An 11,734-nucleotide genomic window follows, 5' to 3' on the forward strand; every position below is an offset into this window, starting at 1 on the left:
GTCAGAGCCCCAGCGTCAGGTTCTCGCCCGGCGCAACCGGCCACCAGGTGCATGCGGGCTTGCCGGTGGTGGCGCACGGCGCGGTCGGGCCGCGCCAAATGCGGCCCTCGCGGGCCAGCTCAGGCAGTCGGCGGCCCAACATGTGGCGGTCAAGGCCAGTCAGCGTCGACAGGTGCAGGCTGCTCTGGCCAGGGTGGCGGATCACCGTAGCCTCGGTCTTGGCGTGCTGGACACGCAGCGCGCCGCTTTCAGCGAGCGCGGCGGCGGCGATGTGACTGGACTGGGGATCGGTGGAGCGGGCCGGGTGGTTCATCGACGCGCCCTCCCCTTTGCTGCAGCGCGCGACACGTTGCGGATCAGCCGGTGCGCCATGGTGATCAGCGAGTTGGCCTCTTCCACCATCAGCTTGGCTTCGTCGCTGTCGATATGTCGGTCGGCCATCGCATCCACCGCAGTGCCCGACAGTCGTCCCACCCGCGTGGTGATCTCCAGCAGCTTCGTCTGAATGGCGCCAATCTCGTCCGACCAGCCACCCTCCGGCGGGGGCGGAACGGTGGCCACGGCCATGCCGAACTGCCCGGCCAGCGCCTGCATCCAGTCCAGGGCGTAATCGCTGCCGCCTGCCTTCTCCTGCATCCACTCGGTCAGCAGTTCGGCGATTTCCAGCGTTACCGATTCACCCTCCAGCCCGCGCAGCTTCGCGCGCAGCGTCTCCGGGTGCATGGACTTGCCGCGGCGGTCGGCCAGGAATGCGGCCGCATCCGCAACACCACCGGGCGTTTTACGCACGGAGTTGTAGAGAACGTCGAGCCAGTTGAGAGCAGATGTGCGGCAGGTCATGGGTCACCTTGGAGAAGGCTGTGTTTCAAGGTTTCGGGCTGGGCCCGGGTGGCGCACGATGGACGCCATGGAGATCAACAATTCAGGGACGACGGCCAGGGAGGGCCTTTCAGGCGGTGTCGACAGGGCCGATGCGGCCAACGTCGGGGTCCGTATCGACGCAGGGCGAAGGAGCGCCAACTGCGGGGCCCAGGACGGCGAGAACGCTGGGCAAGGCAGGCACAGCTGCGTCCAACTCCCAAGCGGCGACGCGGTCCGCAGGCAACGCCAGCACGACCGCAAGATGTGCGTCATTGGACAGACCGAGCTTGGCGAGAAGATCACGCTTCGTGACTGGGGCCAGCCCGGCGAAGGGGCCGAAGATTTCCGGGCAGAGGTCATGGCGCGAGACGCCCGTGACCGATTCGATGGGGATCGCCATGGCTGGGGGCACGCGCCCCCGCGAGCGCCAATTGCTGACAGCGCTCTGGCGAACACCAAGATGGGAGGCAAGGGATGTGACCCCGCCGGCGGCTTTCACGGCTCTGTCGAGTGCGTCCATTCACGGAGAATCACATATCGTGATCCTCCACGCAACACATTTCGTGTTAGCGACTTATCACATACCGTGAAGAATTCCGGTATGGCCTTCTCCGACAACCTCCGCGCCGCCCGGCTCAAGGCTGGCATGACCCAAGAAGCCTTGGCACTCGCGTGCGGCTGGTCGGGGCAGAGTCGTATTGCCAACTACGAGTCGTCGGCCGCCAGCGCGCGCGAGCCCAAGGTTTCGGAAGTGCCCCTGTTAGCTGCCGCGCTTGGGGTCAGCATCGCGTCCCTTTTCGGGGAGGCCCCGGCGTCTCAGTCCCCGCGACCGGATCCTGCAATCCTTGCCGAAACCCACCGGTTCCTGGACAAGGCGTTCGGCACGCTTGGAAAAGCTTTCGACATTGAGTCCGAGGCAGATCTGTTTGCCGACGTGTACGAGTGGATCCTGTCGGATGAGCGACCTGCAGATCAGCGCAACTTGGTGGATTTTGCTGCATGGCGCGAAAAGCGCGATTCACAAAGGGGAGCTGTAAGAAATGAGCAAAACGGACGCGCTGCTGCACAAGCTGGTCGAACGGATAAGCGCCGCGCCTGATAGGAAGCCCGCGCTCCGCGCGGTTGTGGGCAAGAGGTCGACGCACTTCGATGCGGTCGCCCGAGAGAGTCATCTGCGGATGATCCGCAGCCTTGCCAAGACATATCGCCCCTTTGGGGTACAACTGATCATCGACCAAGCAACCCTAGGGCACGCCTCTATTGATGACCTCGGCGACGAGGATCTGATCGAACTGCACCGCGCGCTCGATCGCGCTCGGGAATGCATCAGGGACGATGTTTCTTTTGAAGATGCTGGCTTGATCCGGCACACGTTCGACTAGCCCGACCGCCAAATTCTGAACGAGATCAGAGGCGTTCAGAATTTGCATGACCGAACATCACGTTGCGTGTTGCACTAACAATCACATTGTGTGATCTTATCTCCGCCCTTCAACAGCGCCCCACCCCGGGGCCGGCGCAGGAGATCAAGCAATGGCAACCCTGTCCCTCGGCGTCAGCAAGGCGCCGCCTTCCGTAGTAGCAATGCCCGCAGTCGGCATGGTCGCCATCAAGGTAGGCGCCGCCAGCCTGTACGTTGAGCAGGAGGAGGCTGATCGCCTCGCTCTTGATATTCAGCAGGCTGCGCTGGAACTGCGCAGCTGTACGGCGGCCGCCGCATGAGCGCCGTCGTCGCCCACCACTCCAACGCTCAGCGCGCCGCTGCAGCAGCCGGCATCGTCGCCCGTGCCGGGCGCCGTTGGGGCCTCCTCCCCTACCAGGTCGTCATCGCTTCCAGCATCGCCGCCAATGCCGTCCTGCGGCACGGCCAGAGCGCAGCAGGTGCCGTCGCCTCCGTCCGCCGTGCAGCGCGCGCACAGGCAGGTGCTGCATGAGCGCCACCAGCCATAAGCACGGCTGCTACACCGACAAAGCCTGCAGCGACGCCACCTGCATGGAACTGCCCAAGGGAAAGACATGTGGCGACTGCATCCACGTGCACAGGTGCTGCTTGATCTTCGGGCACACCCCCACCGACACGTACTGCGATTGGTTCCCCAGGCGCTACCGCGAACCGGTGGCCACTGCAGCCGATGGCAGTTTCGCGTGACCGACCACGACTTCTTCGCCGCCATGGCCGTAGGCATCCCGCCCATCACCCCGCCAGGAGCAATCCCCATGACCCAGCTGAAAGCCTTCTATGTCGACGACATGCCGACCATCTACGCCGCCGCTACGCCCGAAGATGCCGCCCGTCTGTATGAGGAAGACATGGGCGATCCCTGCGATGACGGCTATCCCCGCGAGGTGTCCGCCGCGGAGCTGGATCGGTCGATCCCCGAATTCGGCGAAGACGAACAGCCGACCGGCGAAATGACCACCATGCGGACGTGGCTGGAAGAAGCCAGCCCGGGCTTCCTGTGCGGGGCGGAGTGATGCGCCACCTGGCCCTGCCCTTCTACTGCGCCGTCGTCATCGGCCTGCTGCTCGCCCTGCTCGCTTGGGCGCTGCGCAACCAGGTCGACGCAGTCGCCCTCGCCTGCGCCATCGGCGCCCTGTTCTTCGGATGGCGCTGCTGGGAAGACCTCCACACCAGCTGGCCAGCGTTCAAGGCCGAAATGCAGCGCCGCAGCAATGAACGACAACGCGCGTCGCTGATCGCTGACGACACCCACTGACCCCCTGCCCTGCGCTCTCCCCCTGTAGCGCAGGGAACCCGCGCCGGCCGGGTTCCAGCAGCCGGCAACCCATTCCACATCGAGATCCGCCATGACCGATTCAGTCGTTGTCGATTTCCAGCACGAACCCGAGTTTGCCAAGAAGGAGAACGGCGAACTCCTCCGAGTTGAACTGATCCGCGAGCAGGTTGCCGGGTTCGTTGAGGGCTACACCACCGCCAAGGGCCAGCGGCCACCGCGCATCGTCGTGCAGGCGTCAGACCTGAAGCACTGTGTGCGCCGGATCCTCGCCCGCATGCAGAAGCCTCATCGTGATGAAGCCAAGGCAGCATGGATGCGGGCGCGCAAGGCCGGGTCGAAGCAGCCATGGCGCGAAGCGAAGCCCGAGCCAATCCCGGGCGCCACGCTCACCTGGTGTGGCATCCCGATCGAAGGCGTCGGCTACAGCCGCCACCGCGCCGTGGACAAGCACTGACCCATGGCCAAGCCGGTCCAGATGGACATTTTCGACGACGACCCAGCGCGCGAGGCAGCCGCCTGGCGCGTGCAGGCGGAAGAGTCGCTGAGGCACTTCCAGTTCCCCGAATCGATCCGTCTGGAACGGCATGCCTACTACCTCGGCGTGGCCGAACAACTTGAAGCCAGGGCGCGCGGCGCGCGCTCCACCAACAGCAAGGAAATGCAGGCATGAGCAACGACAAGAAGACCCTGGCGGACGTGCAGCCCGGTGGGACGGTGAGGCTGGCCACTGTGCTGTACGACCGCGCGCACGACCTGCTGGGCGACGCATACAACGCCGGCACTCACGGCATCGGCTACAGCCAGCAGGCCATGGAGCTGCACGACGCGATCATTCCCGCCCAGCCCTCGCAGGTGGCATATCACGGCGACGTTGATCTGAAATGGCTATCCGGCAGCATCGGCGAGGTTGCACACCGGCTCAGCACCTACATGCCAACCGGGCTTGCCGAGTGGGCTGACCGCGCCCGTGACTGCCGCATTGCAGCTCAAGTGCTGAGCGAACTATCCGCCCAGCCCTCCCCGGGTGGTCAGGGGGGATTGAACTACGAGCGCATGTTCGTAGACGCCTGCGCCGCACTGGCTGAGGTTTCGCGAGAACTGGGCTGCGATCCGGAACAGGGTGGCGCTGAGCCGATCCTTGCGGCCATCGCCGAGCTGCGAGAAGCCCTCGCCGCCCGCCAGCCGGTGGGGGAGCCGGTGGGCGAAAAGCTGGTGCGCCTGTTGCGCGAGCGCGCCGCGCTGCCGGAGTCGGTTGAACTAAGCTACCAGCGTGATGGGGACGGCACAGGGCGAGCATGGTGGGATCGACGCCATGCAGAGCTGGAGGCGCAGGGATACAGCCTCGACTTCGAGACTGATTCCGGTGCTGAGTGGTACACCCTGCGCGGCATTGGGGATGAACTGCGAGCAGCGCTTGCGGAGTACGACGCCGCCCCGCCCGCGCAGCCGGTGGGGGTGCCGGCGGCGTGGATGCACACTCACAAAGCAACAGGCCGGGTTGAATTCGGCTTATCGCCCATGTACGACTGCGACTTCAACGCAGAGAAATGGGATTCGATGGCGCTCTACGCCGCCCCGCCCGTAGGTGCCAAGTGAACAAGGTCCCATTGGAGCGTTTGCGGTCGCTGCTGAGGCTGGACGTGGATACCGGACTTCTGCATTGGTTGGTTGAACGGCCCAACGGCGCGAAGCCTGGCGATGTGGCTGGCTGGCACGACCGCAACCGGTACGTCCGTTTGGAGGTGGATCAAGTGAAGCTGGCCGCCCATCGGGTGGCGTGGGCACTGCACACCGGCTACTGGCCGCCAGATGGAATGCAGATCGACCACATCAACGGGATCAAGACTGACAACCGGCCGGTGAACCTAAGACTGGCGAACAACAGCGAGAACCAAAGTAGCGCAAAGTCCCGTCCGGGTCGGTCTGGATTGCGCGGGGTTTATTGGGTTCCTCAAATGGGTCGATGGAGGGCAAAGATCATGAAGGGCAAGCGCACTATCCACGTCGGCTACTTCCACGACAAGAACGAAGCCCACGCTGCCTACTGCCAGGCAGCTGCCGAAATCCACGGTCCGTTCCGCAACACCGAGTCAAGGCGGATCCAAATCCGGAGTCAACACAATGGCTGACCAGCTGCTCACCATCTCACTGACGCGTGGCATCGCCGGCCCCAATGCTCATGCCGGGCGAGGTTGCGCGCTACTTCAGCAGCACAACCAAAAGCTGACAAACGGATCCGATGCCAAAAGCGATCCATCCGGCCGCACTGCCGTATTTCTGCCAGCGGTAGCGCCTCCTGTTGAGTGCTCTGCCATGCTCAGGGGATTTCGCTTTGGCGTTTCCCATAACCACGCTTCCGTCCGGCATAAGGGTAACCCCAGCCTGCGCAGTTACCCCGAGCAAAATTGCAGAAACGGACATCAGGCCCCAACCGATCAGCTCAAGACACTGCATTGGATTTCCCCAGTAGGCACAAATGCCAGCATTGATCCAGACAGGACGCTGCTCCGTCAATTGGGAGCTGCGGCCGCGACTCCTGTCCGGAGGGACCGCTTCCATGGGTGAAATTAGCTTCCCCACCGACCAACGCGCGGTGGCCGAGGCCACCAGGGCATCGTCGCCCGTCGCTGCAGTCGTCACCACCATGCGCCGCCTGGGCGCCGCCGGCGCGCCAATCTCTGCCGACCAGGTTCGCGAGTGGGGCGACACCCTCCTGCAGGAGCTGTACTCGCAACCGCCCGTGCGCTGGGAGTACCGCAACAAGAACGACGTGGGGCCCGGATGCTGGGTGACTGCCACCCCTGAGCACTTCTATCACGCCGCCAAGCGCGGCTGGGTCGTGCGCGCTCTGTGGGAAACCCCGCGCGTCATCCAGCCCGAGAAGATCCACGACTTCCAGCAGCGCGTGTGTGTCCGCTGCGGCGAGAGCGAGGACTGGGCCGGCCCGGACTGCTTCCCGCCCGACAGGAAGGTCGACCCGCGCACCCTACTCCCGTTCGATCCGAAATGGCTGGTCGAGCCACTGGAGTGGCTCAGGGATGCGCCGGCCAACCTCAACGCCTACGACCGCCGCCACCGTGCAGCGCAAGCCGCCTTCCTGCTGGAAAAGCTCCAGGCCCACATCGAGGAGTGCAACAAGCCATGACCCAGGAACATATCAGCCACCCGGAAGGGTTGCCGAACTGCGCCGCCGGCCACCGCGCGCGCCACATCCACGACAAGCGCTGCGCGTCCGCCGGCGGTGGCCACCTGGTCGAGTGCGCCTGCAGGTCGACCAGCAAGCATGCCGATCCCGACAAGGCCATCGCAGCGTGGCGCCGGCTCAACCGTCCCGAGCGCAGCGCGCGACCTGCGACGGCGCCAGAAGCGACCGACAACGTGCTGCAGTTCAAGCTCACCCTGGGAGAAGAATCAACGCGGCAGCGCGCGGTAGGAGCAGGGAATGGCCGCAGCTGAACACTCGACCTTCTGGCTGCTCTACGGGCAGTACGGCCCCACGATGACCGTGGAAAAGTTCCGAGAGGAATTCCTGCCGAAGATGACGATGAAAACCGTGCAGAATTGGATTGCGAGAGGCGATGCGCCCAGGCCGATCAATGGCGTTATCGACGTGAGAGATGTGGCCTCATGGTGGGACGTGCAGAGGAACACAAGAAGTTAAGGCCAGTGTTCCTTGATCTGCTTGAGCCACTTCCCCGCAATGTGCACGTTACCCTGGAGCGCGGCTGCTACCGCTTGGCGTGCCGCCATGCTCAAGCTACCTACATACCTGTAGCGCTCATCAATGGCGAGGACCCGCTCCAGGTCCTCAGTGCTGTACTCGTGTGACAACCAGTCGCAGCCGATCAAGCTGTCGTACTCAAGAAATCCATGCTCAGCAACAGCGATATGTGCTTGCGCAACCACATGCTCACGCCTTACACGCTGGAAATCTGTCATTTCAGAGTTGATTAGGAAGAGCTTTAGAGGCTCCGCCAGCGCAACCACAAAGAACTTATCCTTCGGCGGATTGCAGTTCTTACACCGAAGAAAGTACACGTCGCCTACTGCTGCCATCGCTTCCCTGCCCAGTCCCGTTATCCGTGTCGGAGCTTCGCCTCACCGGGGTGTGCATCTATGAGGTGCCTTATCAGCCTGTCGCCACCCTCAAGGGTCTCAGCGATAGACTTCGGCTCGATGTATCCACCGCGCTTCGCTTGTGTTGGCTTATTGGCCCACGCAAGTCGCCACGCTTCGTCATGGGACAGGTCTTTGACCGCCCATTTGCCGACGTTTCGGTATGCGTCAATAATTGCCTGTATGCAGTTCAGCTCAGAAACGCTGAGTTCCTCCAAATCCGGCTCCTGCTTGAGCGCGATGTGGTGGTCTGCGAGGTAATCAAAAAAATCAATTGCCGCGTCGAGTGCATCACCCTTCGGTGTGCCGACTTTCGCTCTCTTGAGCATGTCGTATGACAAGCTGGGAACTGGCCCCTGAGCCATCGCGCAATACTCGTCGCCCACGATAAAACGGCCATACTCATGCAGATGGCGCTTATCAGCCAGATACATCATCTTCATGATCGGGTACAGCGTTTCGCCAGTTCCCTTCACAAACATGCCAATTGCTGCGATGGCTTTCGGCACGTCAAAATTGCGAAGCGCCTTTTGCGTAGCCATGACTACGTCCTCTCAGTGATTACACATGCATTTGCACGTCGCAAATGCTGAGTGCGCTTCCTGCGCACTCCCTCATTTCCTGCATAGTAGAACAACGTTGTCTCAACCATTGCGAGACGAACATTGAGTGACTGCCTCCGAAGGGTGCACCACCAGTGCACCAGCCATCGCCTAACTAATTGAATTCAGAAAGAATCCGCCCCATCCATCATGGGGGCCACGGACAGGCGCAGGGAATCGGCGTAGCGGGCGGTGGCGGACGTCATCGGGGTGTTGATCGCGGAGACTGGCATTGCCAGTGAGATCAATAGTTTACACCGGACGGCTGAACGGCGGCGGGTGGCGCCGGGACTGGCCGCTCGACCGGCCCCGGGGTCGCCGCGTGGCTTACAACCCGCGGTTGCGCACCTGTTCCTGCTGCTGCTCCTGCGCACGCTGGTTGAACTGGCTGTCCAGCGCTTCGCTTTGCCGGCTGCTGGCCTCGACCGAGTGCGATACCGCCTGCTGGCGGTCGACGAAGGTCCGCTGCGCCGCCGGGTCGCCCAGCTCGCCCTGCACCGCAAACAGACCGGTGCCGTCGGGGCGGGCCACGACGTGGTCGATCTGGCGCATCCCGGACACCTTGCTTTCGTACGCCAGCTGGCCGGCCGCCCGCTCAACCTCCTGCGGGTTGGCGAACAGTGGCTTCAGGCCGGCCTGGGCACGCTGCTGCTCCAGCGCCTGCAGCTTGCCCAGCGCCTGGCCGAAGCGCGCGTTGTCGGCGTGCCCGGGGTCGCGCATGCTGGCCGGCTCTGCGGGCTCGGCCCGGGCCGGTGCCGCCGGCGGGGTACCGGCCTTGACCGCGTTGGGGGCATCGACCTGCGCCAGGGTCTTGCGGCCTGCCTTGCCATCGTCGTCCAGGCCGTTGTTGGCCTGGAACTGCTTGACCGCCGCAAAGGTGTCCTTGCCATACACACCATCGGCGTGCAGCGGCTTGCCATCGGCCCCGGCATAGCCCAGCGCCGCCAGCTTGCCCTGCAAGGCCTTGACCTCATCGCCGCGCTCGCCCTGCTTCAGCACGCCATCGGCCATCGGCGCCTGCTGTGCACTGCGTGCGGCCTGCGCGGCCTCGGGGCCCTGCGCGTGGACCTTGCCGCCCAGGGTGATGCGGTCATTGAGCATGTCACCCAGGAACCTGCGGTACTGGTCCGGCTCGAGCTCGATATGTGCGTGCACGGCACCCGGGGTGCCGGCATCGGACTGGCGGATCAACGGCGCGCCGTACTCGACGAAATCACCAGTCTTGTAGGGGGTGCTTCCACGTGCACCATGCAGCACCTGCCCGACCAGTTCACGCTGCGGATGCCCGGCCGGATGGCTCCAGATGCTGATGGAGTTCCACTTGTCGTTGTTGACCTGCACGTAGCCCGCGACCGGATTGGGAATCATCACTTCCCGGTCGCCGCGCGAAGTACTCAGGATCAGATCCTTGTGCACCAGCGGAATGCCGTTGCGATCACCACGGGTCCGCACCGTTTCCAGCTCGCCCTCGACCATTGCCGACGGGCGGTCAGCCTTGGCGGCATTGCCGGTGCGCACGGCCTCGGCGTTGGTGTTGGGGTGATGGATCTTCAGTTCGCGGTAGGCATCCTCGCCACTGGTGCCATGACGCAGTGTGCGGTTGCTGCTGCCGTTGCCAAAGGGTTCGACCACGACGATGCGCTGGCCACCGGGTGCGGCAGCGGCATCGGGTTCGCGCGCAGTCGCGGGTGCGGGTGCCGCAGCAGGCGTGGCCGGTGCCACAGGCTGCGCCGGCGTGTGCTCGCGTACCACCGTATCCAGAGCCTGCAGGGTCTGCCGGCCGGCCTTGCCATCAACGGTCAGCCCATGCGCCTGCTGGAACTCGCGCACTGCATGCTCGGTGTTGGCACCGTAGTGGCTATCGGCTGTCAGAGGTTGCCCGTTGCGGCCGGTATGGCCGGCCTGGATCAACTTGGCCTGCAGGGCCTGGACCTCGGTACCGTGCTCGCCGGGTGCCAGCACGCCGTCGGCCATCGCCGATGCGGCCGCGCGCTGCCCGCGCCGGCCCGGCTCAGGTTCACCGAACGCTTGCTGGTAATCCTTGCCCCGGTAAGCCTCGGGGTTTTGGTTGACCTGGTCGTAGCGCGCCAGCCCGACCAGCGCGTTCTTCTCGGTGAGCGCACGATCACGCAGCGAATCCCACAGGGTGGGCGAGCTCTGGAAGTGCGACTGCACGTTGGCGTGCTTGTAGTCCTGCACCGCGCGGACAATCTGCTCGTCACTCAGCTCAGCCAGCTTGAAGTCTTCGCTGTAGGCTTGCTGGAGACCCTTCTGGAACACCGAACGTGTCATGCCGCGGTACTGCACCGAGGTGCTCCACAGCGCGTCCTGCACGGCCGGACCACGGCCGGAAAGATCAATGCCTACATCCTTCAGGCGGCCCATCTGCACGTCGTAGTACTGGTGCTGGATGAAGTCGTGCTGATCCCTGGCAAACCCTGCCGGATCGGCCGCCGCCACTTCCTTCCAGCGTTCGGTGAAGGCCGGGGTTCCTGCCTGCAGGCCGTTGAAGCGGTTGCCATAGCGCGAGGCGGCGACGTATTCGTCCACGCCGCCAACGTTGGTGGCGTACTGGTAACTGCCATACGACACGCCACCATGGTCGCCCCTGCCGGTGGAAACGTGGCCGGGGCCACGACCTCCGGTTTCGAAATGCGCCGACGTCTGGCCGCGATGCCAGCTGTCCATTGCCTGCTTTGCCTGGGTCACAACATCCATCTTCCTGCACTCCTTTGCGGGGGATTTACTTTGAGGTCAGTGCCTGCAGCACATCGGCACGGTTGGCGGTGCGATTGATCCGGCAGGACTGCGCGTCCAGCATCTGCCCCTGCCCGTCTTCGGCAGGGTTCCAGCTGCAGTAGCGATTGGTATCGGACATGTAGGCAGCCTGCTCGTCCATCAGCCTGTCCTTGTCCTTGCCATCGGGGCCGTCAACGATCTTCATGAAAGCCTGCTCGAGCCGCTGCTCCTGCCAAGCAAGCTCGTCATCACCACACGCCTGCAGTGCCGATGTCTCGCCGCCGCTGGATCTCACGCATGCAGCATACTGCGGCCGCAACGTCGCCTTGTTGTAGGAATCATCCGGGCGCTGCGGCGGCATGTCCTGGTCATCGGCATCGGCCACCGTCGTGGCAGGTGCGGCACGTGCAGGCTCTGCAGTGGCGGGCGGCGATGCAGTGGCCGGCGCGGCGGCCGCGGGAGCAGCTGCCGTATCCGCCTCCGGGCTCTTGGCCTGGCATGCCGCCAGGCTGAGGCCAAAGGCCAGCGCAAGGGCGATGGCCCCAGCCTTGCCGAACGTTTCACGGGGGGCCGCTGGAAGGTGGTTTATTCCCTGCATTGCTTGCATCTCCTTGGCATCCAGGCGCGTGGCCCGTCAACGCGGGGCCGTCCATCGGCCCCATCAGGAAACGCATGCTA

Annotated in this window: 22 protein-coding genes; 14 read left to right on the forward strand and 8 right to left on the reverse strand. The window is 64.1% G+C overall.

Going from position 1 to position 11,734, the window contains the following annotated elements; genetic code table 11:
• Window position 1 precedes the first annotated feature (1 nt).
• The 3 genes from N5E02_RS04070 to N5E02_RS04080 form a co-directional block, all read right to left on the reverse strand.
• Complete coding sequence (locus tag N5E02_RS04070) at window positions 2-313, reverse strand: winged helix-turn-helix domain-containing protein (RefSeq protein WP_279945872.1); 312 nt, start codon at window positions 311-313, stop codon at window positions 2-4.
• Window positions 310-840, reverse strand: a complete 531-nt coding sequence (locus N5E02_RS04075) for a phage regulatory CII family protein (protein WP_262090414.1) — start codon at window positions 838-840, stop codon at window positions 310-312. Before N5E02_RS04075 ends, N5E02_RS04070 begins: the two co-directional genes overlap by 4 nt.
• A gap of 109 nt (window positions 841-949) precedes the next feature.
• A complete protein-coding gene (locus tag N5E02_RS04080; protein WP_164283408.1) occupies window positions 950-1,381 on the reverse strand; it encodes a YdaS family helix-turn-helix protein in 432 nt (143 codons plus the stop codon).
• Between the two features lie 81 nt (window positions 1,382-1,462).
• On the opposite strand from N5E02_RS04080, the gene N5E02_RS04085 reads away from it, so the two are divergent.
• The 11 genes from N5E02_RS04085 to N5E02_RS04135 all read left to right on the forward strand — a co-directional run bounded on the left by N5E02_RS04085 (window position 1,463) and on the right by N5E02_RS04135 (window position 5,728).
• Window positions 1,463-1,960, forward strand: coding sequence for a helix-turn-helix transcriptional regulator (locus tag N5E02_RS04085; RefSeq protein WP_180890396.1), 498 nt, complete (start codon window positions 1,463-1,465; stop codon window positions 1,958-1,960).
• Window positions 1,902-2,243 carry a hypothetical protein gene (locus N5E02_RS04090; protein WP_235649313.1) on the forward strand — a complete coding sequence of 114 codons (342 nt, stop codon included), beginning with the start codon at window positions 1,902-1,904 and terminating at the stop codon, window positions 2,241-2,243. Before N5E02_RS04085 ends, N5E02_RS04090 begins: the two co-directional genes overlap by 59 nt.
• A gap of 151 nt (window positions 2,244-2,394) precedes the next feature.
• Entirely contained in the window at window positions 2,395-2,583 is a 189-nt protein-coding gene (locus N5E02_RS04095) for a hypothetical protein (protein WP_279945874.1), read from the forward strand.
• A complete protein-coding gene (locus N5E02_RS04100) occupies window positions 2,580-2,795 on the forward strand; it encodes a hypothetical protein (protein WP_279945875.1) in 216 nt (71 codons plus the stop codon). Before N5E02_RS04095 ends, N5E02_RS04100 begins: the two co-directional genes overlap by 4 nt.
• Window positions 2,792-3,010: a hypothetical protein gene (locus N5E02_RS04105; RefSeq protein ID WP_279945876.1), complete on the forward strand. Its 219-nt coding sequence runs from the start codon at window positions 2,792-2,794 to the stop codon at window positions 3,008-3,010. Before N5E02_RS04100 ends, N5E02_RS04105 begins: the two co-directional genes overlap by 4 nt.
• Window positions 3,007-3,336, forward strand: a complete 330-nt coding sequence (locus N5E02_RS04110; protein WP_065185286.1) for a hypothetical protein — start codon at window positions 3,007-3,009, stop codon at window positions 3,334-3,336. Before N5E02_RS04105 ends, N5E02_RS04110 begins: the two co-directional genes overlap by 4 nt.
• Window positions 3,336-3,578: a hypothetical protein gene (locus N5E02_RS04115; protein WP_279945878.1), complete on the forward strand. Its 243-nt coding sequence runs from the start codon at window positions 3,336-3,338 to the stop codon at window positions 3,576-3,578. The genes N5E02_RS04110 and N5E02_RS04115 overlap by 1 nt, the downstream gene beginning before the upstream one ends.
• Before the next feature lie 91 nt (window positions 3,579-3,669).
• A complete protein-coding gene (locus N5E02_RS04120) occupies window positions 3,670-4,053 on the forward strand; it encodes a hypothetical protein (protein ID WP_279945879.1) in 384 nt (127 codons plus the stop codon).
• Between the two features lie 3 nt (window positions 4,054-4,056).
• Entirely contained in the window at window positions 4,057-4,269 is a 213-nt protein-coding gene (locus N5E02_RS04125) for a hypothetical protein (protein ID WP_279945880.1), read from the forward strand.
• Window positions 4,266-5,195: a hypothetical protein gene (locus N5E02_RS04130; RefSeq protein WP_279945882.1), complete on the forward strand. Its 930-nt coding sequence runs from the start codon at window positions 4,266-4,268 to the stop codon at window positions 5,193-5,195. Before N5E02_RS04125 ends, N5E02_RS04130 begins: the two co-directional genes overlap by 4 nt.
• Entirely contained in the window at window positions 5,192-5,728 is a 537-nt protein-coding gene (locus N5E02_RS04135) for an HNH endonuclease signature motif containing protein (RefSeq protein ID WP_279945883.1), read from the forward strand. Before N5E02_RS04130 ends, N5E02_RS04135 begins: the two co-directional genes overlap by 4 nt.
• A gap of 70 nt (window positions 5,729-5,798) precedes the next feature.
• Here N5E02_RS04135 and N5E02_RS04140 read toward each other — a convergent pair whose 3' ends face one another.
• Entirely contained in the window at window positions 5,799-6,113 is a 315-nt protein-coding gene (locus N5E02_RS04140) for a hypothetical protein (protein WP_279945884.1), read from the reverse strand.
• 43 nt (window positions 6,114-6,156) lie between these two features.
• On the opposite strand from N5E02_RS04140, the gene N5E02_RS04145 reads away from it, so the two are divergent.
• From N5E02_RS04145 to N5E02_RS04155, 3 genes are read left to right on the forward strand one after another with little or no spacing between them, the layout of a single operon-like run.
• Window positions 6,157-6,744: a hypothetical protein gene (locus N5E02_RS04145; protein ID WP_279945885.1), complete on the forward strand. Its 588-nt coding sequence runs from the start codon at window positions 6,157-6,159 to the stop codon at window positions 6,742-6,744.
• Entirely contained in the window at window positions 6,741-7,055 is a 315-nt protein-coding gene (locus N5E02_RS04150; protein ID WP_279945886.1) for a hypothetical protein, read from the forward strand. The genes N5E02_RS04145 and N5E02_RS04150 overlap by 4 nt, the downstream gene beginning before the upstream one ends.
• Entirely contained in the window at window positions 7,042-7,260 is a 219-nt protein-coding gene (locus N5E02_RS04155) for a hypothetical protein (RefSeq protein WP_279945887.1), read from the forward strand. Before N5E02_RS04150 ends, N5E02_RS04155 begins: the two co-directional genes overlap by 14 nt.
• Here N5E02_RS04155 and N5E02_RS04160 read toward each other — a convergent pair.
• The 4 genes from N5E02_RS04160 to N5E02_RS04175 form a co-directional block, all read right to left on the reverse strand.
• Window positions 7,257-7,655 carry a hypothetical protein gene (locus N5E02_RS04160; protein WP_279945888.1) on the reverse strand — a complete coding sequence of 133 codons (399 nt, stop codon included), beginning with the start codon at window positions 7,653-7,655 and terminating at the stop codon, window positions 7,257-7,259. The genes N5E02_RS04155 and N5E02_RS04160 overlap by 4 nt on opposite strands.
• 20 nt (window positions 7,656-7,675) lie before the next feature.
• The gene (locus tag N5E02_RS04165) at window positions 7,676-8,257 is read right to left on the reverse strand and encodes a Panacea domain-containing protein (protein ID WP_279945889.1); all 582 of its coding nucleotides are present in this window, start codon (window positions 8,255-8,257) and stop codon (window positions 7,676-7,678) included.
• A 387-nt stretch (window positions 8,258-8,644) separates the two neighbouring features.
• Entirely contained in the window at window positions 8,645-11,035 is a 2,391-nt protein-coding gene (locus tag N5E02_RS04170) for a peptidoglycan-binding protein (protein WP_065178426.1), read from the reverse strand.
• A 25-nt stretch (window positions 11,036-11,060) separates the two neighbouring features.
• The gene (locus tag N5E02_RS04175) at window positions 11,061-11,654 is read right to left on the reverse strand and encodes a lysozyme inhibitor LprI family protein (RefSeq protein ID WP_053498749.1); all 594 of its coding nucleotides are present in this window, start codon (window positions 11,652-11,654) and stop codon (window positions 11,061-11,063) included.
• Window positions 11,655-11,734: the final 80 nt, after the last annotated feature.

Source organism: Stenotrophomonas sp. GD03777, assembly GCF_029842485.1.
GTDB classification, from domain to species: domain Bacteria; phylum Pseudomonadota; class Gammaproteobacteria; order Xanthomonadales; family Xanthomonadaceae; genus Stenotrophomonas; species Stenotrophomonas sepilia.

Excerpts from the sequence above, each read along its gene's own strand:
- N5E02_RS04150 (WP_279945886.1), top strand. The coding sequence starts at position 6,741 with ATGACCCAGGAACATATCAGCCACCCGGAAGGGTTGCCGAACTGCGCC.
- N5E02_RS04115 (WP_279945878.1), top strand. The coding sequence starts at position 3,336 with ATGCGCCACCTGGCCCTGCCCTTCTACTGCGCCGTCGTCATCGGCCTG.
- N5E02_RS04145 (WP_279945885.1), top strand. The coding sequence starts at position 6,157 with ATGGGTGAAATTAGCTTCCCCACCGACCAACGCGCGGTGGCCGAGGCC.
- N5E02_RS04120 (WP_279945879.1), top strand. The coding sequence starts at position 3,670 with ATGACCGATTCAGTCGTTGTCGATTTCCAGCACGAACCCGAGTTTGCC.
- N5E02_RS04105 (WP_279945876.1), top strand. The coding sequence starts at position 2,792 with ATGAGCGCCACCAGCCATAAGCACGGCTGCTACACCGACAAAGCCTGC.
- N5E02_RS04080 (WP_164283408.1), bottom strand. The coding sequence starts at position 1,381 with ATGGACGCACTCGACAGAGCCGTGAAAGCCGCCGGCGGGGTCACATCC.
- N5E02_RS04160 (WP_279945888.1), bottom strand. The coding sequence starts at position 7,655 with ATGGCAGCAGTAGGCGACGTGTACTTTCTTCGGTGTAAGAACTGCAAT.
- N5E02_RS04170 (WP_065178426.1), bottom strand. The coding sequence starts at position 11,035 with ATGGATGTTGTGACCCAGGCAAAGCAGGCAATGGACAGCTGGCATCGC.
- N5E02_RS04100 (WP_279945875.1), top strand. The coding sequence starts at position 2,580 with ATGAGCGCCGTCGTCGCCCACCACTCCAACGCTCAGCGCGCCGCTGCA.
- N5E02_RS04075 (WP_262090414.1), bottom strand. The coding sequence starts at position 840 with ATGACCTGCCGCACATCTGCTCTCAACTGGCTCGACGTTCTCTACAAC.
- N5E02_RS04090 (WP_235649313.1), top strand. The coding sequence starts at position 1,902 with ATGAGCAAAACGGACGCGCTGCTGCACAAGCTGGTCGAACGGATAAGC.
- N5E02_RS04155 (WP_279945887.1), top strand. The coding sequence starts at position 7,042 with ATGGCCGCAGCTGAACACTCGACCTTCTGGCTGCTCTACGGGCAGTAC.
- N5E02_RS04085 (WP_180890396.1), top strand. The coding sequence starts at position 1,463 with ATGGCCTTCTCCGACAACCTCCGCGCCGCCCGGCTCAAGGCTGGCATG.
- N5E02_RS04175 (WP_053498749.1), bottom strand. The coding sequence starts at position 11,654 with ATGCAGGGAATAAACCACCTTCCAGCGGCCCCCCGTGAAACGTTCGGC.
- N5E02_RS04125 (WP_279945880.1), top strand. The coding sequence starts at position 4,057 with ATGGCCAAGCCGGTCCAGATGGACATTTTCGACGACGACCCAGCGCGC.
- N5E02_RS04165 (WP_279945889.1), bottom strand. The coding sequence starts at position 8,257 with ATGGCTACGCAAAAGGCGCTTCGCAATTTTGACGTGCCGAAAGCCATC.
- N5E02_RS04130 (WP_279945882.1), top strand. The coding sequence starts at position 4,266 with ATGAGCAACGACAAGAAGACCCTGGCGGACGTGCAGCCCGGTGGGACG.
- N5E02_RS04070 (WP_279945872.1), bottom strand. The coding sequence starts at position 313 with ATGAACCACCCGGCCCGCTCCACCGATCCCCAGTCCAGTCACATCGCC.
- N5E02_RS04095 (WP_279945874.1), top strand. The coding sequence starts at position 2,395 with ATGGCAACCCTGTCCCTCGGCGTCAGCAAGGCGCCGCCTTCCGTAGTA.